Origin of the sequence: Flavobacterium sp. HJ-32-4 (assembly GCF_022532105.1) — a bacterium.
Classification (GTDB): Bacteria; Bacteroidota; Bacteroidia; order Flavobacteriales; family Flavobacteriaceae; genus Flavobacterium.
Window position 1 is genome coordinate 786,532 of the sequence record NZ_CP092832.1, and the last position, 19,491, is coordinate 806,022.

A 19,491-nucleotide genomic window follows, 5' to 3' on the forward strand; every position below is an offset into this window, starting at 1 on the left:
GGATATACCGCTATAATTATCAATATTTGCAAAAATTTTTTAACATATGAAATCTGCCGTACTTAGTGCCTTTGCGTTGAGTTTGTTTTTTGTGTCGTGTAAAGACGACAAAAAGACTGAAACGCCTGCTGCCGAAGCGAAAAAAGAAACCTTGTTCAGCGTGACGGTCAACGCCGTAGTAACGAAAGACGACACATTCCAGGTTTTTTATAACGAAGACGGAACGGAAACATGGCCAGCTGACCAAGCCGTTACAGTTGACGTGAAAGGTAGCCCGGATGCCCAGGACATCGTATTTGAGGTTCCGGATGACTATACGCCAATGGCGCTCCGACTGGATATCGGTGCAAATAAAGACCAGAAAGAAGTAACGTTCAAAAACTTCAAGGTCAAGTATAAAGGGAAAGAAATGAATGCCAAGGGAGCTGAAATCTTCAAGTATTTCTATCCAGCGGTACAGGTTGAATTTGATACAGTGGCGGGCGTGGCGAAGATCAAGCCATCGAAGGACAGGCATACGATCCGATTATGGCGTGCACACAGCCTCTGAAAGACGAGCTGAACAAGTTGTACGGGAACAAATAAACCGTACACCAACAGAATATCTCTTAAAAGTTACTTGTATAGGTAACTTTTTTTTTCGTTTTCCCTTATCCCCTTTCCATGCGCCGACTCCGTATCTTATTTTACTGGTTTTTTTACGCAAAAAACAACGTATCCTTCGTTGAGTTACTTCGCTTTCTCGTCAAACCCGTGGTAAGTCGAATAGGCGGCAGATACATAGAAAACGTGCAAAAAGGAGCGGATTTCCACCAAATCCGATTCACGTCGGTGTCGCGCCCTATGTTTTGGCCGGCGTCGTTCCCAATGGCTGGGTTAAGCCAGGTTTCAGCGGAAACGTTCGACGAAGCCGATTGGCATTACTATCGAAAGCCGCAGACGCCTATCGAGAAGGGAGACATCCTTCTTGACGTCGGTACGGCAGAGGGGTTATTTCCCCTGGTAGTGCTTGACCAATGCAAAAAGTTGTTTCTGGTAGAGCCAAGCGCCGCGTTCGGGGAAGCACTGGCAAAGACGTTTCAGGGAGCAGAAGACAAAGTGACCCTCTTCCGCTCAGCGGTCGGCAATACAGACGGAGAGGTCTACTTCGACGAAAATTCACTAGAGGGCCATGTGAGCACAACGGGATCACGGATTCCCATACATAAGATCGACACCCTGATTCCGGCCGAACAGAAGATTACCTTCCTGAAGGCGGATATCGAAGGTTTTGAACTGGATATGCTAAAGGGTGCCGGCGCTACCATTCGCCGGAACAAGCCAAAGATTGCCATTACCAGCTATCATCCACAGAATGATGCGGCTGAAATGATTGCATTGGTGAAGTCGTATGTGCCCGAATACAACACCTTTGTCAAAGGCATTCACGGAGAAGAGCCGAAACCGGTCATGATCCATTTCTGGATCTAGCCGTTAGGCCCGAATTCCGACAAGTTTTCGAAGCGCCATCTTCACATAACATTTCGTCAGCGACAGGTAGAAATGAAAGTAGGCATCCAGCGGATGTGTCGCGCGGGTGTCAAGTTTTACCCGAAGCCCTTCCCGAAGTGCCGGATACGGTTGGTTGCTGACGCCGCCGTCGAGCATCCGGGCTGTAATCTCAGGGAAGAACGAAGGGCGGATGACGTCGCGGCAACGGATATAGAATTGCAAATCTCCCGCAATCAGGTATGCCTCACTAAAAGGCCCTACCTCCTCAAAAAGTGTTTTCTTATGGAAGGAACCGACTTGCGCCACATCGTAGTCGGCCACCACACGCCGCCAGTCATATTTTGATCCGAATACACGAAGGGTCTTTTTTTGGTGGTCAATAACCTCGACGCGCGACGAAATATAATTGACCGCAGCGTCGCTTTCGTCTATTATCTGTTTATAACGGTGCAACGCACCCGCCACGTAGGTGTCATCCGACCCGATAAAACTGATCCAGCGGCCTTCTGCAAGGCGAACGCCTTTGTTCCAGGCATCGTATATACCCCGGTCGGGTTCGCTTATCCATCGAAGCCGTATGCCCTTTGACTCAAATAAAGGCACATACTTCTTTACAATATCGACAGTAGTATCTTTTGAAGACCCGTCAACGATAATGTATTCAAAATCGGTGAAATCCTGAGAGAGCAATGACGCAAGCGTATCGCTGATTGTGGCGGAACTGTTGTAAGCAGCCGTGATAACAGAAAAAAAAGGACCGTGGTTCATGAGGATTTTTTTAGTCGGTTCAACCCCGGTATTTTTTCAATGACCGCACGTAACGCGGCATTTCGGAAGAGCAACCCCGCAAAAAGGGTGAGTTCGACGGCAAGAACCAGCAGGTATTTCCAATTGTATGAGTTATAAGTTACATACATACGCATTGTGGTCATACCAATCATAGTAGCCATAAGCAATATGTAAACATCCTGTCGGGAAACCAGTTCATGCCAACGAAGCATCTTCACCCGATGGTATTGCAGCATTACAAGCAGCGAACCCGCAACAAAGGCAAGGTTCCAGGCGATGATGACGCCATAACCACCCAGCCAGGTTCCGAGCAACCAACCTCCGAAGACGTTGACAAGTCCCATGGTAAATGCGGAAATCAAGAGCGGATTCAACTTTCCTTCTCCCATGAAACCAAAATACGCGGGATTGGTACAAATGTTTAGAAACATGCCGATTCCATTAGCCGTCATCGCGAAAACGAAGATCATTTCGGCATGGCCGAGCCACAAAACCGATACCAAAGGAGACGTACATATAAGCGCCAGGGTTAATACGGTATCGAGGGGAAGAATGGTGCGAAACGATCTTATATACAGATCGCGCACACGATCACTATCCCGCTCCGAGGCCTCCGCAATAATCGGAATGACCACCTGGTTGGCGTTTACAATCACCGCCCGTACCTGCGACACCAGACGGCTTGCCATTTCGTAATAGCCTGCGGCGGCCAGTCCGCCCCATCGGCTGAGTATAAGCTTCGTAACCGGCTCGTAGGAAAGTTGTAATAACGCGAGGACCTGAATTTTTGAGCCGTAGGAGAGGATTTCCCGGAAGATGCTTCGACTCCAGTGCCATCCCGGAGAAAACGAACCGGGCCGAAACCGGTTGAAGGCGATGACACATATAGCGAGCACCATCAGGGCCTGCAAAATTTGAGAGTAAATGAGTCCCTTTAACCCATATAGAGGCGTCATGATAAACGACAGCACCACCAGCACCACGGAAGACCCCGATAGTACGGCACTGCGAATGTAATTTTTCTGGATACCGTCGAGTGCGCTTCCCACGACACCGCCAATTGCATTGATACACAGGCATAGTAAAGAGAAAGGCAGCACGCCCTTCGCCACTTCCAGGAATTGGAGCGGAATGAACATCGGTAACAGCCATCCGGCTACAAGCAATATAATTCCAGATAACACCAGATAAAGTCCTCCTATAAAAATGAAAGAGGTGAAAAGCAATTGCTTGATTTTGGATTCGTCCCCCCGCGCGGCATATGACGCCACAAATTTGACAATGCTGGTATTGAGGCCAAGATTCGCGACGGACGCTAACGAGGTGGTGGCCACGATAACCGACCATACGCCCAAAAGCTCGGCGCCTAGACGGTCAAGCAGGTAGCGGTAAAGGATGACATAACACAGACCCACCACGACCACCTGGACCATGGCTGCGAACGAGTTGTATAGAAGCCTTGAGGTACGCAAAGACTACGAAAGGACCTCTCGAAGATACGTGATTTCCTCTTTGAGGTCGATTTGATGGTTACCTACAAAAAACCCATGCTTATCCAGATAGGAGGCATTTTTCATCTCGCCGAACAATTCATAGTCGAAGAAACGTAACACTTCATTTTTGGTAAAGTCACCGGTGACGATGGGACGACAGTCGATTTGATGTGCCGTAAGGCGTTCTACAATCTCTTTTCGGGTTTTGTCAGAGCCTGGTTTGATGATGAAACTAAATCCGAACCAACTGCTGTTATCGATGTTTTTTTGGATGATGAAGTCGGGGTGATCGGCAAAAAGCGAGCAGAAATAGGCTGCATTTTCGCGACGTTTTTCCAGAAAACCCGGAAGCTTCCTAAGTTGTTCGACACCAATGGCGCCACTCATTTCAACGGGCCGTAGGTTATAGCCCGGCAACACAAACCGAAACGACTCTTCGAACCAATCATCACTTTTATTTGAAACCCGGTTTTCTTTCGGAAGGTGACGTGTCCATCCATGGGCCCTTAGCGAGAGCATGACATGATAGAGTTCTTCGTCATCGGTTGAAACCAAACCGCCTTCCATCGTTGCGATATGGTGGGAATAAAAAGAAGAATAGGTGCCCATGATCCCAAACGTACCCGCCTGTTTTCCTTTGTATTCTGCGCCCATTGACTCACAGTTGTCTTCAAGTAACAGGATGTCCCTGCCCGCAATGATGGCGTTGATGGCATCGAAGTCATTCGGATTGCCTAACAGGTTGACGGCCATGATCATTTTCGTTTTGTCGGTGACCGCCTGACGCAATTGGTCGAGATCGAAGTTCAGGGTATGCAGGTCGACATCCACAAATTTGAGTTTCAGGCCATACTGGTGAAGTGGGTAATACGTCGTTGACCAGGATACGGCCGGAACAATCACCTCGTCGCCCCGCTGCAGTTTCGGGACCTTCGTGTAAAACAAGGCCGCCACCGCCAACAGGTTGGCCGACGATCCGGAGTTGACCATAACGCAGTATTTTGAACCCAGAAACTGCGCGAAATCGAGTTCAAACTGCTTTACGGCGTCGCCCATGGTATACATGTCTTTGTCGATGACCGACTGAATTGCCTGCAATTCTTTTTCGTCCCAGGTAGAGGACGCCAGCGAGTACTTAATCATGTAAGATGCGGTTTTTGAAATAATCGTATGTTTTTCGAATGCCTTCCGGTAAGGAAGTTTCTGGCTGCCACCCCAATTGTTTCAATAGGGTGGTGTCGACCAGTTTTTGCCGCATTCCGGTTGGTTTTGAAAGGTCATGTATGAAACGGCCACGGTACCCTATTTCGTGTGCAATGGCCTCATAATACTGGTTGATTGTGAAGTCGTGCCCAAGTCCCACGTTGAGGTTCTGAGGCAACTTTTCGAAACGGTCAAGCGCAAAGAAGACAAAATCAGCCAAATCGCCGGCATACATAAACTCCCGGCGTGACATACCGTCTCCCCAGATATCGATTTCCGATTGTCCGTTGGCCGCAGCAAAGTGGATTTTACGGATTACCGCCGGAACCATATGGGAGTGCTCTGGCGCGAACTTATCGTATCGGCCATAGAGATTACATGGAATAACTGTTTTGTAGAGAAGGGAGGGATGCTCCCGTGAGATGTATTCACACAAGCGCGTCGCCACGATTTTCGCGATAGCATATCCTTCATTGGTAGGCTCCAGTTCGCCTTTCAGCACGAGGTCTTCCCCTAACGGATTTATGGCTTCCCGCGGATACATACACGAACTTGCCAGATTCAGCAAACGCGGCACGCCTGCGTTCTTGGCCGCCATGATGACATTTCGTCCCATGTCGAGGTTTTGCACCAGGAAATCGACGGGATGCGCCATGTTCGCCTGGATACCACCCACACGTCCGGCCGCATGGATAACAAGGTCCGGCTTTTGTTCGCGGATAAAGGTATACACGGCATCATAGTCTTCCAAATTGACTTCCGTGCGCGAAGGCGTCAGAAAAGTAACACCAGCGGCTGACGGATGCTCCAGGATGTTGCGCCCGACCATCCCGCCCGCGCCGGTAAGAAAGATTTTCATTATTCGAAAAGCTTTAATGATTCGCGGTCGGCGAAACGCTTGACATAGGTCAAATCATGTTTCATCATGATGGCGACCAGTTGCTCAAGTGAGGTACGGCCAGGGTCCCAGCCGAGTTGCGTACGCGCCTTTGTGGGGTCGCCCAGTAGGCTCTCGACCTCTGCCGGCCGGTAATAGTTAGGGTCTACTTCAATCAAAACCCGTCCGGTTTTGCGGCATACGCCTTTTTCCGACTCGCCCGCACCCGTCCACTCAAGTTCGATACCGGCGTGGCGAAATGCCAGCTCGCAGAAGGCACGCACCGAATGCTGAACGCCCGTCGCAATGACATAATCTTCCGGCGTTTCCTGCTGCAGCATCAGCCACATACACTCTACATAATCCTTTGCATACCCCCAGTCGCGTTTTGCGTCGAGGTTTCCGAGATATAATTTCTCTTGTATGCCGTGTGCGATACGCGATGCCGACAACGTAATTTTACGCGTGACGAACGTTTCACCCCGACGTTCGGATTCGTGGTTGAAAAGAATGCCGTTTACCGCAAACATGCCGTACGATTCACGGTAGTTTTTGGTAATCCAGTAGGCATATATCTTTGCTACGCCATAGGGAGACCGCGGGTAAAAAGGAGTGGTTTCTTTTTGCGGGACCTCCTGCACTTTTCCGTATAATTCGGATGTGGAAGCCTGGTAAATACGCGTGGTTTCCGTAAGTCCGCAAATCCGGACGGCCTCCAGCAAACGGAGCGTACCGATGCCGTCCGTCTCGGCGGTATATTCCGGAAGTTCAAAGGAAACCTTTACGTGCGACTGCGCCGCCAGGTTATAGATTTCGTCGGGTTTTAGCTGTTGGACAAGCCGGATCAGGTTCGTTGAATCCGTCATGTCCCCATAATGAAGCGAAATCCGTTTCTTTTGATGTAAATCTTTTAGAAGGGAGTCTATATACAGGTGCTCGATCCGCTCGGTATTAAAAGTGGAACTCCGCCGAATGATCCCGTGCACCTCATAGCCTTTCTCCAACAGGAGCTCGGCCAGGTAAGAACCATCCTGCCCGTTAATGCCTGTGATAAGCGCTTTTTTCATGTAAATAAAGTAAGGAGCAAATATACTAAACACACACCAACGAACGTCTTTTTTTACAGCGCGCCCTTTGGCGCAGCGTATTTCCGTTATTTTTGTTCAATCAACCCTTTGCATGGAGCGTACCAACCGTTTTTTTCCGGTCCTTTTTTCGCTGGTCTTACTGAGTGAGATGTATTTTTCCTTCCACTTCAACGTGTTGTTGCAATTGGGAGTGTTGACCCTGATCGTGTTTTCTTTGAAGCGGATTAAGATGCCGCCCTCCGTCCTATCGCAAGCTACGCCTTTGGTGGTGCTGTTTTTGCTGGGTTTTATAGGGTTATTGTTCCAGGGGTACCCACTAAAAGAGATCGTAAAAGACGTGCTGCACTTTGGTAAGCCCCTACTGGCCCTGTCTATCGGATACTTTGTCGCCCGAAGTCTGTCCGATTACAGAACGTTTTTCAAAATTATCGTCACGGTAGCGCTGCTGGCCGCAGCCATTCACATTTTTAACGTGTTCTTTCTGGTCGGGATCCATTCGTCTATCGAGGATGTACGGGAGGGGTTTCTCGATAATTTCATCGAGTTATTCGCCATGGTGATACTGTGGTTCGGCCGTAAAGAATTCCCGCTGTTCGGACCCCGTAAGCGCTTCCTGTTTCTCGCCTTATTGGGCCTTTCTTCCGCACTATATTTTTCAAGGGCGACGTTCGTCGTTGCCATTCTGCTCACCGTGTCGGCACTTGGCTATTCCCGCCTTAATAAAACGGCATTAAAGGCCCTAGTGCTTGTCGGAATTGTGGTAGGAGGGTTGTTTGTATACCTGAGTTTCAGCAAGCCTGCCCGTAATTCAAAAGGCATCGAAGCGTTTCTTTATAAAATCAAGAACGCACCCAGCGAAGTCTTCAATGCAAAAGTAGACCGCGACAATCACCGCGAGTTATGGGACCATTGGCGGGCCTATGAAGCCAAGCGCGCATTTGACCTTATGCGAGACCAACCCCAAAGCTGGGTAGTAGGCACAGGTCACGGCTCGCTGATCAACCTCAAATTCCGTGCTCCGTTGGATGGTCCTGACGGCCATGGAATGCGTTATATATCCATTATGCACAACGGATATGTATTCGTATTCTACAAAACCGGACTGATCGGATTGTGTGTGTTGCTTTTCTTCCTGGTAAGGCTGTATCGCTATCTCTATCGCCCACCTTTTGACGAACGGCATGCATTCGTGCTGAAGTTACTTTCCTCCGTAGGACTGTTTTACTTTTTTACGACGCTGATTATTACAGGCATCTATATTCCGAAAGACTGCATCATGCTTTTCCTCGGAGGTCTTCTTGCTGTGGAGTGGAAATTGCGCGTATCGCCGGTTCAGTCTTCGGTTAGCGCGTCATAGACGTGTCCGATGGACGACGCGTATCGCTCTGCCGAGAAAACGGCCTCTGCGCGACGTTTACCCGCTTGTCCAAATGACACCATTTTCGACGCATCTGCGAGCAGGATGGATAATTTCGAAGCGAGGTCGTCTTTATCATTCGGCGTGAAGAGAAAGCCCGTAACACCCTCTTCTACGATTTCGGTCAACCCGCCATGATTGGCCGCAATAACCGGTTTTGACGACAACATCGCTTCTGTTGCCACCAGGCCAAAAGGCTCGGGTTCAGTAGACGGAACCACGCAAATATCGACCGCATCGTAAACAGGCCAGATATCTTCCTGGAAGTCGACAATGGAAATCATATGGGAAAGGCCCGAAGCGCTGATGGCATTTTCCAATGTCTCCAGAAAATGCGGTTGACCCGGAGGAGTGGAACCCACATACACGAGACGGCTTGTGGGAAACGCGGCATGAACCTTTAGGAAACTCTCCAGCAAAAGCAACTGTCCCTTCCAGCGACTAATACGGCCAATCAAGGCAATAACAGGGCTTTCGTCGGATACCCCAAACAGGCGGCTTCGAATTTCTGTTCGGCCGGCCTCCGATAAAACCGGGACCGTCCTGCGCTGGCCATTTGGCACCACAATCGACTTCTTTTCCACTTTTGGATACCGCACCCGGAAATTCTCGTAAGAGGCGTTCGAATTGTAAATGATCCTATCGGAAAAAAAGTAAACCAGACGTGGATACAACGCTGCCAGAAACCGGGGATGCTCGATTATCTCATGGACATGCCAAACATGTTTGCGGCGAAAGAAAAAGCAATGGAAAGCGCCCGCAAAGACCGAAATAGCGTTTGAATGAACAAGCGAAATAGGTAGTGCGCGCGTGGCCCTCCACAATATATACTGCGAACGGATGAATTCTACCGGGATTTTCAAGAGTCCGCGGAACGAAAAGAGCGCCCGCGATATTTTGATCACCGGGCTCTTGATCACGGTGATGCCCCGCTGTTCGAGTATGTCCTTGAGAGGCCCCTCGTGCTCAAGTACGACGACAGGCACATATCCTGTTGGGAAATGATCCAATAACTCAAGCAGGGCCTTGTCGGCGCCGTAGAGTTCTGAGGATTGGTTGATGACCAAAACGCGTTTCATAGGCGCTATTGGTTCTTGGCCGTACCGCTTCCGAAAAGTTTGTTTTTGGCCTGCACCAGCGTATTATAATTCTTGGCCAGCTGTTTCTTCATAAAAGACGCATCTTCCGCAGGAAACCAGTCCGTAGTTCGTGGTTTTTCGATGAGGCGCTGGTGCACCTGGTAGGCATACGTAGCAATTGAGGTACGATAACGGCCCTCCGGGAAACGTGTCATATCGTAGCCGTGAAGTGTATACGGCGCACATTGCTGGATAATCAGGCGGTTGAAGGGAACATCTAGTTCTGCTTCATCGTCCGTACGAAGGTCCCGGATCTTAAGTTCGCCACCATATTCTTTTTTCCAGTCTTTATTGAGATACAACAGCAAATTCAACTCCCGATACCAGTTTTTATTGATGGGGTGGTAGTTGAAATCAAGGTGCATATCAAGGAAACTGTTCTTTTTCCCCTGATGTAGACCGCCACCGTGGTTCTTCGGGTCGACGAAAACCGTTTTGGCCGTGATGAACGAGAGGATGGTATTGAAACGTTCTGAGAGAAGGTCGGCATGCAATTCCGCCAACTCAGGCCCTAATTCCTTATAATTCGATTTCTCAAACTTGTTGTTGGCAAAAGCATAATCCCGGCTTTTGTTGCTGAGTTCCGGAATGCTTGCATAGGCGCGCTCCAACTTATCCGTCTCACAGAAATCATCGATGATCAAATGCGGGAAGGGCTTGGCCGCCAGGTATTGTATACGTAGTGATTCAATATTTTGCTCAAGGAAGTCGAAACGAATCATAGGAAGGTAATATGAATTGCAATATTAGCAATTTCGCGACGAAAAAAGGCTGACAAAAATCATGTTAACACAGGATAGGCAGGTAGGGCTCGTCCGGTTGGAATTGCCTATTTTTGTCGACCCTGAGAGTTTTTCCATGAAAATAGCGATACTTGGCACGCGCGGAATTCCAAACCACTACGGCGGTTTTGAGCAGTTCGCGGAGTTTTTCTCGGTATTCCTCGCGTCCCGCGGACATGAAGTGTACACCTATTGTTCGGCGAACCATCCGTATAAAGAAAGCCACTTTCGCGGCGTCCATCTGATTCATTGCAAAGATCCGGAAGACCGGATCGGCACGGCGGGGCAGTTTTTATATGACCTGAATTGTATACTCGATTCCCGCAAACGGAATTTCGACATCATCCTGCAATTGGGCTATACCAGCAGTTCCGTGTGGTACCGGCTTTTACCCAAGAAACCGGTCATCATTACGAATATGGATGGTCTCGAATGGAAACGGACGAAATTCTCACGACCGGTGCAACGAATGCTCAAATGGGCCGAAAAACTTGCCGTGAAAAGCAGTGACGCACTGGTGGCCGATTCCCTCGGCATACAACGCCACCTTCAGGATGTATACGGCGCTACCTCCACCTACATTGCCTATGGCGCCGACCTTTTCACCACCCCCGACGAAGGTATATTGGCCGAATACGACGTGGTAAAAGAAGCATACAACATGCTGATTGCGCGACTGGAACCCGAAAATAACATCGAGATGATCCTCGACGGTGTCGTAGAGGCCCAAGACCCAACGCCGTTTCTCGTGATCGGAAAACACGAAACCAAATTCGGCGCGTATTTAAAGAGCAAATTCGGCGGTTATCCCCAAATTCGCTTTATAGGAGGCGTCTACAATCTCAACCACCTGAACAATCTGCGGTTTTTCTCGAAGCTCTACTTTCACGGGCACAGTGTCGGGGGCACAAACCCTTCGCTACTTGAGGCCATGGCTTCGGGCGCGCTCATCGCGGCACACCAAAATGAATTCAACGCTTCTATTTTGAGGGCCAATGGGTTGTATTTCTCACAGAAGGCAGATGTGGCGGCCCTTCTCACCAACACAAAAAAAAGTGATAACTTGCAGCGGATTCAGCGAAATTCGGAAGCCATCGTGCAAGAATTCAACTGGAACAGCATAAATGAAGCCTACGAACAGCTTTTTTTCCAACTTTACCACGACCGCGCGTAACATCGTTACGTCAAACGAGATTTTCGTTTACCTGCTGGCCGCCTATCTCATAGCAATCCCATTAGGATATGCGATCGGCAGCATTATCAGCGGGATTTTTATTTTTAGCGCGTTGGTATCGGCAAAACGAAACGGAATACGGTTTCGGATGGCACTACTATGGCCCATGTTACTCTATGTTTTGATGGCCGCATCTGTTTTGTGGACCCGCGATCTCGAACTTACACTTTCCGGACTCCGGAAAGAAGCATTATTCCTGCTTCTACCGTTTGCTTTCCTTTTCGTTCCTGATTTCACCGTATCACAGCAAAAACGCACCCTGGAAATTTACGCATGGGGGATGGTAGTTCTGGGCGTCATGTATGTAGCGAAAGCCGCCCTTCGTTTTTTCGAAACGGGTAATCCTGAGGTATTCTTTTACCACGAGCTCGTAACACTGGATGTCAATGCCATCTATGTGGCCGTGCTGATGTCGTTGGCCTTTTTTCACTTTTTTGCCATCCCGAACCGCACCAGCCTCCAGAATACCGCAATGGGGTTTCTGGCCGTGGTAATTGTACTGCTGTCGTCGAAAAGCGTGATTTTCATCGATTTTATCCTGGTATGCTGTTACTATCTGTATTTCGCCTCGATACGAAATAGCGTAAAGTGGTTGACCGCTGCCTCAGCCCTGGTATTTGTGGCCGGATCCATTATGTTCATTCCGAACGTCAGGAAACGGTTTCTGGTGGAGTACGAAACGGCGTTTGTCGATAATACGATCAACCGTGACGACAAGAGCATCCTGAATATCAGCCTAAGCCAGGCCTGGAACGAAGAACGGTTTGAAGATTACCATTATTTTCCCGGAGGTGCGCTGCGCGTATACCAAACCCGCACGTTCGTAGAAATGATGGAAGAGGAACCGTCTCGCATTGCGACTGGTTTCGGACTTGAAGCTACCCAGGCAAAAATCAAGGAGAAAGAGGTTGAACACAACTTACACGCGGGCTACGGCGATTACAACTTCCACAACCAATACATACAAACCTTCGCCGAGTTAGGCATCCTCGGATTCCTCATCGTAATCGCGATGGTGATCGGGAACCTCAGAAAGGCATTTTCTACTAAAAATTTCCCCCATATTGTTTTCGCCATAACGATGTTAGTCCTATTTTTGACCGAATCGTTTTTCTGCCGGCAAAGAGGGATCATCTTCTTCGTGGCGCTCTACTGCTTTTTTAACGCCGTAAAGCCCACGGCGCCGGAAGAGGCAAAGTAAAAAAGCATGAAAAGAGTCCTGATCACGGGCGCAGCGGGCTTCCTTGGCTCGCATCTCTGCGACCGTTTCCTGGCGGAAGGATACCATGTCATCGGAATGGACAACCTCATTACCGGCGACCTCCGCAATATCGAACACCTTTTTAAGGAAGAACACTTCGAATTCTACCATCACGATATCACGAAGTTCGTCCACATACCCGGCGATCTCGACTATATCCTGCATTTCGCCTCACCGGCCAGTCCAATCGATTACCTCCGAATCCCGATCCAGACATTAAAAGTGGGCTCGCTCGGCACGCACAACCTGCTCGGGCTGGCGCGGGTCAAGAAAGCACGCATCCTTATTGCCTCTACTTCCGAAGTCTACGGCGATCCGCTGGTGCATCCGCAAACCGAAGATTACTACGGCAATGTCAACACCATCGGCCCTCGCGGCGTCTACGATGAAGCCAAGCGCTTCCAGGAATCGATTACCATGGCATATCACACATTCCATGGAGTGGAAACGCGTATTGTGAGGATATTCAATACCTACGGACCCCGGATGCGTCTCAACGACGGACGCGTAATTCCCGCTTTTATCGGACAGGCGCTGCGCGGTGAAGACCTCACCGTTTTCGGCGACGGCAGCCAGACACGCTCGTTTTGTTATGTAGACGATCAGGTGGAAGGGATTTTCCGCCTGCTGCATTCCGACTATGTGTTGCCGGTCAACATCGGAAATCCGGATGAAATCACTATCAGTGACTTTGCAGAAGAGATTATCAAACTAACGGGGACCACCCAAAAAGTCATTTACAAGCCATTGCCCGTCAACGATCCGATGCAACGGCAACCCGACATCACCAAGGCCCGCGAACTACTCGGATGGGAGGCGAAGGTCGGCCGCGCCGAAGGCATGCGGAAAACCTATGAGTATTTCAAGGCACTGCCCAAAGAGGAACTCCTCAAGGAAGAACATAAAGACTTCTCCCGCTACATGGTGAACTGATGAAGGCGAAATCGGGAAGATATTCGGTTTACATCCGCCCGTTTACGTATGCGGCCGACCTGTTCGTCATCAACTTCCTGACGTACGCGTTGCTGCCACACGCTTTTTTTTCGTTGTATTTCCTGTCGTTCATTTCCCTTTCGTGGGTTATCATCGCCCTCAATACCGGATTTTACGAGGTCTATCGGTATACAAAAGTATCGGCCATCTTTGGGAAGATTCTACGGCAATTCTTCATTTTTACCGTCCTCTGTTATGCCTTTTCAGGCTTCCTGATCGGAAATGCCGACGAACACGGAACGCTCCGATACACCGGAACGGCCCTCGTGTTGATTGCCAGTCTCAAGCTGTTTATCTTCTACTTCCTTCGAAAATACCGCTCGATCTGGGGCGGCAACTTCCGGCGGGTAGTCATTGCCGGTAATGGAAAATCGGTACCTCAATTAACCGAGTTCTTCAACGAAAACCCGGATTACGGCTATAAACTGATCTCCGTTTTTGACCTTCAGGGCGCCGGCGACAAGAAAAGTAAAATCGACGCCTGTTTCCAGTTTGTAAAGGAAAACAAGATTGACGAAATCTATTGCTCGCTGCACGAATTGACCGAGCACCAGATCAATATGTTTGTCGACTTTACCGACAATAACCTCAAGATACTCAAGTTCCTGCCCGATAACCGAGAGCTGCTCTCCCGTAATTTCAAAGTCGATTACTACGATTATATTCCGGTCATTTCGCCGCGTACGATTCCGCTTGACGACCCCATCAACAAAGCCATCAAGCGCGTTTTTGATATTGGTTTTTCAGCCGGTGTCATCATTTTGTTCCTCTCCTGGCTGACACCGCTGTTGGCATTGCTCATCAAACTTGAGTCGAAAGGGCCGGTGTTCTTCAAACAACGCCGAAACGGACTCAACTACCACGAATTCAATTGCTTTAAATTTCGCTCGATGCGACCCAATGCCATCGCGGATTTGGAACAGGTGTCGAAAAACGACCCGCGCATCACCCGTATCGGGAAGTTCATGCGGAAGACAAGTATCGACGAACTGCCCCAGTTTTACAACGTATTAATCGGTGATATGTCGGTCGTAGGACCGCGCCCGCACATGGTGAGCCATACCGAGATGTATGCCCGTCGGGTCGATAAGTTCATGGTGCGCCACTTTGTAAAACCCGGCATCACCGGACTCGCGCAAACGAACGGATTCCGTGGCGAGGTCGAAAATGACAAAGACATCATCTACCGCGTCAAATACGACATTTTCTATATGGAGAACTGGTCGCTGCTGCTCGACATCCGGATCATCTTCATGACCTTCATCAACGCGGTGCGCGGAGAAGAAAAAGCCTACTGATGCCCCTCGTGTCGGTCATAACGCCCGCTTACAATTCAGAACGGTTCCTTGCCGATGCCATCCGCTCAGTGCTTGCACAAACGCATCGCGACTGGGAAATGGTGATAGTCGACGACGCTTCTTCCGACAACACCCCCAACATAGCCAGGGCCTTCGTCGAACAGGATAGGCGCATCCGCTTCATCCGACTCGAAAATAACCAGGGGGCGGGAGCCGCACGCCAGACAGCCCTTGACGCGGCGAAGGGTCGGTATATCGCCTTTCTCGATGCCGACGATGTGTGGAAGCCACAGAAACTCGAACGACAACTGGCTTTCATGGACAAGCACCGCCAACCCTTTACCTTTTCATTTTATGAGTGGATGACGGAAGACGGACGGCCCGCCGGAAAAACCATCACGGCACCAGCGCCGCTTTCGTACCGGCAGTTGTTTTTCTGCAACTTCGTTGGAAACCTGACGGGGATATACGACACCCACTACTTCGGAAAAATTCCGTTTTCCACCATCCGGAAGCGACAAGACTGGATGATTTGGCTGACCGTCCTGAAACGAATCCGATTGGCCTCGCCCGTGCCCGAATCACTGGCTTTTTACCGGCTGCGGAACGACTCTATTTCGTCTTCAAAAGTGGGGATGCTGGGCTACAATTTCACCGTCTACCGACAGTTCCATCGGTTGAACCTTGTAACGGCCGTGGGTTGCATGGCGCTGTTCCTGTTTACCCAATTGCTGATTAAACCCCGGTTCGTCAAACGGTCAGACTAACGACCGGAACTGCTTCAGCTTACCGCGATGGCTGCGGTCAAGCACCTCTTTCCGGATGAATTCAAACGAAAGCCCCGGCTCGAGATACAGCGCAATGGCTTTTTCGATGTCGGCAATCTGGTTGGGCGTAAGGACGTCCCGGCTCACATATTCGATCCGGAAGCGGTCGATGGCCGTTTGGATGATGATGAACTCCTGCACATTTCCGTCGTCAGAAATGATGCTCTTCGTGACATAGTAGAAGGTAAGGCCTGGCGACGTCTTTCCGCTCGGCAGGATTGCGATATCGTTCGTGCGGCCCACGAGCTTTTCCAAAATGGGCTTGCCCGACGTAGTATCGTTCGATAACACGCCCACATCCCCAATGTCATAGCGCAGGAACGGATGCGCCCGGTTGTCAAGCGAGGTGATCACCACACGTCCTTCTGAACCGTTGGGAACCGCGCGACCGTTCTCATCTACAATCTCAACGAACAAGGTTTCGGCATTCACCTGCCACGCGCCCTGTGGGTTTTCAAACGCGATGAGGTCGAGTTCGGAAGCGCCGTATTCGTTCACTACGGGCACACCGAATTGACGCTCCATCAACGCCTTGTCATCCGGAAACAGCATTTCAGACGTGACGATGCAAACCCGTAAGGTAGGGCAGAGGTCTTTGAGCACGAGGCCCCGACGTTCGAGAAATTTCGCCAACAACACAATCGACGAGGTGTAGCCGTTGAGGTAATCGAATTTTTTGGTGCGGAAATGGTGCAGGTAGCGCTCCAATACGGCATCCGACAAATCAAAGACGGGGAAGCGGTAGCGGTGCAGGAAGAAGTCTTTGGTGCGTTCCTTCCAATATCCTTTAAAATCAAGTGGAATGCCATAGAACCTCGCTTGTAACGACGAGTTGAAATCCACCCCATACCACCCAAACCGCCGAATGTTGGAAGCCCAGGTCAGCGCATGGGCATACTTGTCTTTCCCAAAAACAAACGGATCGCCACTCGACCCCGAGGTTTTGTTGACATACACATTTTGTTCGGTGTACCCCTCCGACAACCGCTCAGCCAACGGGCGTTGCAGGTCTTTTTTGGTTAGGATGGGCAAGGACTGCCAGTCGCTGGGGTCAGCCTCTTGTGCCAATGCCCGGTAAAAGCCGTTGTGGGAAAGGTGGAAAGAAACGATTTCTTGTTTTTTCGCCTCCAGAAATGCCGCATGCGCCGTGCCCTCCAACGCCATGCGCCGGTCAAATTCCGGCAACGCTTCGGAAAGCGGAAAACCGTTGAGGCGGAGGGAGAGGTTGAAGAGGCGCAGCATGCAAATTAATGCGTAGCGGGCTTCAGGAATCCCATCACAAGTCCAATCAAGACAACTGCAAAAGTCAGCAATACAAAAACAAGAATGGCGGAAAGGGCAAAAATCAGTAGGCGGCCCGCGACAGCCCAACCGGAGCGCCCGTTATAGAACTGCTTAAAGAAGACAAACAATAACAGGGGCGACCAAATCATTTGGATCAGCATCAGGGTGTTAAGTGAGATATAGCCTATGGTAGACAGATAGCTCAAAGGCAGGGCGGCAATCGAAACCAGCGTGAGGGTGGCAGTGAAAAACGCATTGACGACGATATGTTCGAAATAATTGTAGCCCCATTTCCGGAAGACCAGCCACGTTAATAACGAGAAAAGGGGTATCAACGAAACCAGGATGAAAGAATAATACTTCATCATGCCTTCCGCCACTTTTGCGGCCTGCTCGGCCTGCTTGGCTTCCATTGTTCCCGCATAAACTGTGTGGAAATCAATCACCCAATGCGACAGGAACGCACTGATACCCGCCAATAAAAACACCAGCGCCAACGGCTTGTAATGGTTCACCCGGTTGCCTTCCACAAACTCCCGCGTGGCATGGCCCGGGCGGATAAGCAGTTGTTTACAGGTGTAGAAAAACCCTTTGTTCGTATGCAGGACGGTGTACTGTATCTCATCCTTCACATACTTCCCGTCGATGCGTTTCGCTTTCTTCTGTCCGCAACTCGGGCAGAAGTTCAGCGTAATTTCATAGGCGCAGTTCTTACAGTTTTCAGCCATGGTCAGGTGTTTGGACAAATATATCCTTTTTCCGAAAAACGGCGTACTTTTGCGCCACAACACACACCCATATGACCATCCTGCTGTTAGGTTCCGGGGGCCGCGAACACGCGCTTGCCTGGAAATTGCTCCAAAGTCCGAAATGCCAGAAATTATACGTCGCGCCCGGTAACGCCGGCACCGCCGCTATTGCTGAAAACGTGCCGTTGGCCGCAACTGATTTTGCCGCGATCCGACAGTTCGTGCTCGACCATCGGGTAGAAATGGTGGTCGTGGGGCCGGAAGACCCGTTGGTGGAAGGTATCGTCGACTTCTTCCTCGCCGATGCATCGCTGCGCAACATTCCTGTAATCGGTCCTTCCGAAGAAGGTGCCCAACTCGAAGGAAGTAAGGAGTACGCCAAGAAATTCCTCGTCCGTCACGGTATTCCCACCGCCGCCTACGAAAGTTTTACCGCCGAAACGGTGGAAGACGGCTGCCGTTTCCTTGAGACCCTAACACCACCGTATGTGTTGAAAGCAGATGGACTCGCAGCAGGCAAAGGCGTATTGATTCTGCAAGACCTTGCCGAAGCCCAGAACGAACTCCGCGAGATGCTCGTGGGTGCCAAATTCGGGGCGGCCAGCTCGAAAGTCGTGATCGAAGAATTCCTCGACGGCATCGAACTCAGTTGCTTCGTGCTCACCGACGGGCGTCATTACCAAATCCTGCCGACCGCTAAAGATTATAAGCGGATAGGCGAAGGCGACACCGGACTGAACACCGGCGGAATGGGTGCCGTTTCACCTGTGCCGTTCGCCACACCGGAATTCCTGGAGAAAATCGAGACGCGTATCGTGAAACCGACGGTCGACGGACTCGCGAAGGACGGGATTCCCTACAAAGGATTTATTTTCATCGGACTCATCAATGTGAAGGGCGATCCGAAAGTCATTGAATACAACGTCCGGATGGGCGATCCCGAAACGGAAGTCGTGATGCCGCGTTTGAAAACGGATTTGGTGACCATATTCGAAGCCATCGCAGCCGACCGCCTTGATACAGTTTCCCTCGATATCGATACGCGCAGCGCCACCACGGTTATGGTCGTGTCGGGCGGTTACCCGGAAGCGTATGAAAAAGGAAAAGTGATTTCCGGCCTCGATGCCGTAGAAGGGTCGATCGTCTTCCACGCCGGAACGACGCTGTCGGAAGGGAAGGCTGTGACCAGCGGTGGCCGTGTGTTGGCAGTAACGTCGTATGGCGAGAACTACCAGGAGGCCATAAAAAAATCGTACCAAAACATAGCGAAGCTACATTTTGATACGATGTATTATAGAAAAGATATCGGCTTCGACCTCTGAATTACTTCAGGAACGAGTGCGCTGTCGTATCTTGTTTCTCTCCCGGATTCTGGTTGAAGATATTGAGTTGTTTTACCCAATACACGATGTAGTACGCGCAGATGATCATGAAGGTCCAGTTCACGAGGTTGGCAAACCACCAGTTCGACAGCTCGAGATGACGAAGGTAGTCAAGAGGGGCGAACAACACATCCACGAATAACCACTGGATCGCTTCGAAAAATGCTTTCATCTTGTACAAGTA

Annotated in this window: 19 protein-coding genes; 9 read left to right on the top strand and 10 right to left on the bottom strand. The window is 50.1% G+C overall.

Features of this window, described 5'->3' with window-relative positions; genetic code table 11:
- The first annotated feature begins 46 nt into the window (after positions 1-46).
- On the top strand, positions 47-550 hold the full coding sequence (locus MKO97_RS03110; protein WP_241104610.1) for a hypothetical protein: 504 nt from the start codon (positions 47-49) through the stop codon (positions 548-550).
- A gap of 317 nt (positions 551-867) precedes the next feature.
- Positions 868-1,470: an FkbM family methyltransferase gene (locus MKO97_RS03115; protein WP_241104611.1), complete on the top strand. Its 603-nt coding sequence runs from the start codon at positions 868-870 to the stop codon at positions 1,468-1,470.
- A gap of 3 nt (positions 1,471-1,473) precedes the next feature.
- On the opposite strand, the gene MKO97_RS03120 is transcribed toward MKO97_RS03115, so the two are convergent.
- From MKO97_RS03120 to gmd, 5 genes are read right to left on the bottom strand one after another with little or no spacing between them, the layout of a single operon-like run.
- On the bottom strand, positions 1,474-2,259 hold the full coding sequence (locus MKO97_RS03120; protein ID WP_241104612.1) for a glycosyltransferase family 2 protein: 786 nt from the start codon (positions 2,257-2,259) through the stop codon (positions 1,474-1,476).
- Entirely contained in the window at positions 2,256-3,713 is a 1,458-nt protein-coding gene (locus MKO97_RS03125) for a lipopolysaccharide biosynthesis protein (protein ID WP_241104613.1), read from the bottom strand. The genes MKO97_RS03120 and MKO97_RS03125 overlap by 4 nt, the downstream gene beginning before the upstream one ends.
- Positions 3,714-3,755: 42 nt before the next feature.
- Entirely contained in the window at positions 3,756-4,916 is a 1,161-nt protein-coding gene (locus MKO97_RS03130; protein WP_241104614.1) for a DegT/DnrJ/EryC1/StrS aminotransferase family protein, read from the bottom strand.
- Positions 4,909-5,835 (bottom strand): GDP-L-fucose synthase, encoded by a 927-nt coding sequence (locus MKO97_RS03135; RefSeq protein ID WP_241104615.1) that lies wholly within the window; start codon positions 5,833-5,835, stop codon positions 4,909-4,911. Before MKO97_RS03135 ends, MKO97_RS03130 begins: the two co-directional genes overlap by 8 nt.
- Positions 5,835-6,920, bottom strand: a complete 1,086-nt coding sequence (gmd, locus tag MKO97_RS03140) for a GDP-mannose 4,6-dehydratase (RefSeq protein ID WP_241104616.1) — start codon at positions 6,918-6,920, stop codon at positions 5,835-5,837. Before gmd ends, MKO97_RS03135 begins: the two co-directional genes overlap by 1 nt.
- A gap of 112 nt (positions 6,921-7,032) precedes the next feature.
- On the opposite strand from gmd, the gene MKO97_RS03145 reads away from it, so the two are divergent.
- Positions 7,033-8,298, top strand: a complete 1,266-nt coding sequence (locus MKO97_RS03145; RefSeq protein ID WP_241104617.1) for an O-antigen ligase family protein — start codon at positions 7,033-7,035, stop codon at positions 8,296-8,298.
- Here MKO97_RS03145 and MKO97_RS03150 read toward each other — a convergent pair.
- Both MKO97_RS03150 and MKO97_RS03155 read right to left on the bottom strand, forming a co-directional pair.
- On the bottom strand, positions 8,274-9,437 hold the full coding sequence (locus MKO97_RS03150; RefSeq protein WP_241104618.1) for a glycosyltransferase family 4 protein: 1,164 nt from the start codon (positions 9,435-9,437) through the stop codon (positions 8,274-8,276). The genes MKO97_RS03145 and MKO97_RS03150 overlap by 25 nt on opposite strands.
- A 5-nt stretch (positions 9,438-9,442) precedes the next feature.
- Positions 9,443-10,219, bottom strand: coding sequence for a 2OG-Fe(II) oxygenase (locus MKO97_RS03155; protein ID WP_241104619.1), 777 nt, complete (start codon positions 10,217-10,219; stop codon positions 9,443-9,445).
- A gap of 61 nt (positions 10,220-10,280) precedes the next feature.
- Between MKO97_RS03155 and MKO97_RS03160 the strand changes: the two genes are divergently transcribed.
- From MKO97_RS03160 to MKO97_RS03180, 5 genes are read left to right on the top strand one after another with little or no spacing between them, the layout of a single operon-like run.
- Entirely contained in the window at positions 10,281-11,453 is a 1,173-nt protein-coding gene (locus tag MKO97_RS03160; RefSeq protein ID WP_319800019.1) for a DUF1972 domain-containing protein, read from the top strand.
- A complete protein-coding gene (locus MKO97_RS03165) occupies positions 11,404-12,714 on the top strand; it encodes an O-antigen ligase (protein WP_241104620.1) in 1,311 nt (436 codons plus the stop codon). The genes MKO97_RS03160 and MKO97_RS03165 overlap by 50 nt, the downstream gene beginning before the upstream one ends.
- Positions 12,715-12,720: 6 nt before the next feature.
- Entirely contained in the window at positions 12,721-13,707 is a 987-nt protein-coding gene (locus MKO97_RS03170; RefSeq protein WP_241104621.1) for a UDP-glucuronic acid decarboxylase family protein, read from the top strand.
- The gene (locus MKO97_RS03175; protein ID WP_241104622.1) at positions 13,707-15,065 is read left to right on the top strand and encodes an exopolysaccharide biosynthesis polyprenyl glycosylphosphotransferase; all 1,359 of its coding nucleotides are present in this window, start codon (positions 13,707-13,709) and stop codon (positions 15,063-15,065) included. Before MKO97_RS03170 ends, MKO97_RS03175 begins: the two co-directional genes overlap by 1 nt.
- Complete coding sequence (locus tag MKO97_RS03180) at positions 15,065-15,832, top strand: glycosyltransferase family 2 protein (RefSeq protein ID WP_319800018.1); 768 nt, start codon at positions 15,065-15,067, stop codon at positions 15,830-15,832. The genes MKO97_RS03175 and MKO97_RS03180 overlap by 1 nt, the downstream gene beginning before the upstream one ends.
- Here MKO97_RS03180 and MKO97_RS03185 read toward each other — a convergent pair.
- Both MKO97_RS03185 and MKO97_RS03190 read right to left on the bottom strand, forming a co-directional pair.
- On the bottom strand, positions 15,824-17,134 hold the full coding sequence (locus tag MKO97_RS03185; RefSeq protein WP_241104623.1) for a phenylacetate--CoA ligase family protein: 1,311 nt from the start codon (positions 17,132-17,134) through the stop codon (positions 15,824-15,826). The genes MKO97_RS03180 and MKO97_RS03185 overlap by 9 nt on opposite strands.
- A gap of 5 nt (positions 17,135-17,139) precedes the next feature.
- A complete protein-coding gene (locus MKO97_RS03190; protein WP_241104624.1) occupies positions 17,140-17,904 on the bottom strand; it encodes a DUF3667 domain-containing protein in 765 nt (254 codons plus the stop codon).
- A gap of 71 nt (positions 17,905-17,975) precedes the next feature.
- Here MKO97_RS03190 and purD point away from each other — a divergent pair, with 71 nt between their 5' ends.
- Positions 17,976-19,247, top strand: a complete 1,272-nt coding sequence (gene purD / locus MKO97_RS03195) for a phosphoribosylamine--glycine ligase (protein WP_241104625.1) — start codon at positions 17,976-17,978, stop codon at positions 19,245-19,247.
- A gap of 1 nt (position 19,248) precedes the next feature.
- On the opposite strand, the gene MKO97_RS03200 is transcribed toward purD, so the two are convergent.
- Positions 19,249-19,479: a uracil phosphoribosyltransferase gene (locus tag MKO97_RS03200; protein ID WP_241104626.1), complete on the bottom strand. Its 231-nt coding sequence runs from the start codon at positions 19,477-19,479 to the stop codon at positions 19,249-19,251.
- Between the last annotated feature and the right edge of the window lie 12 nt (positions 19,480-19,491).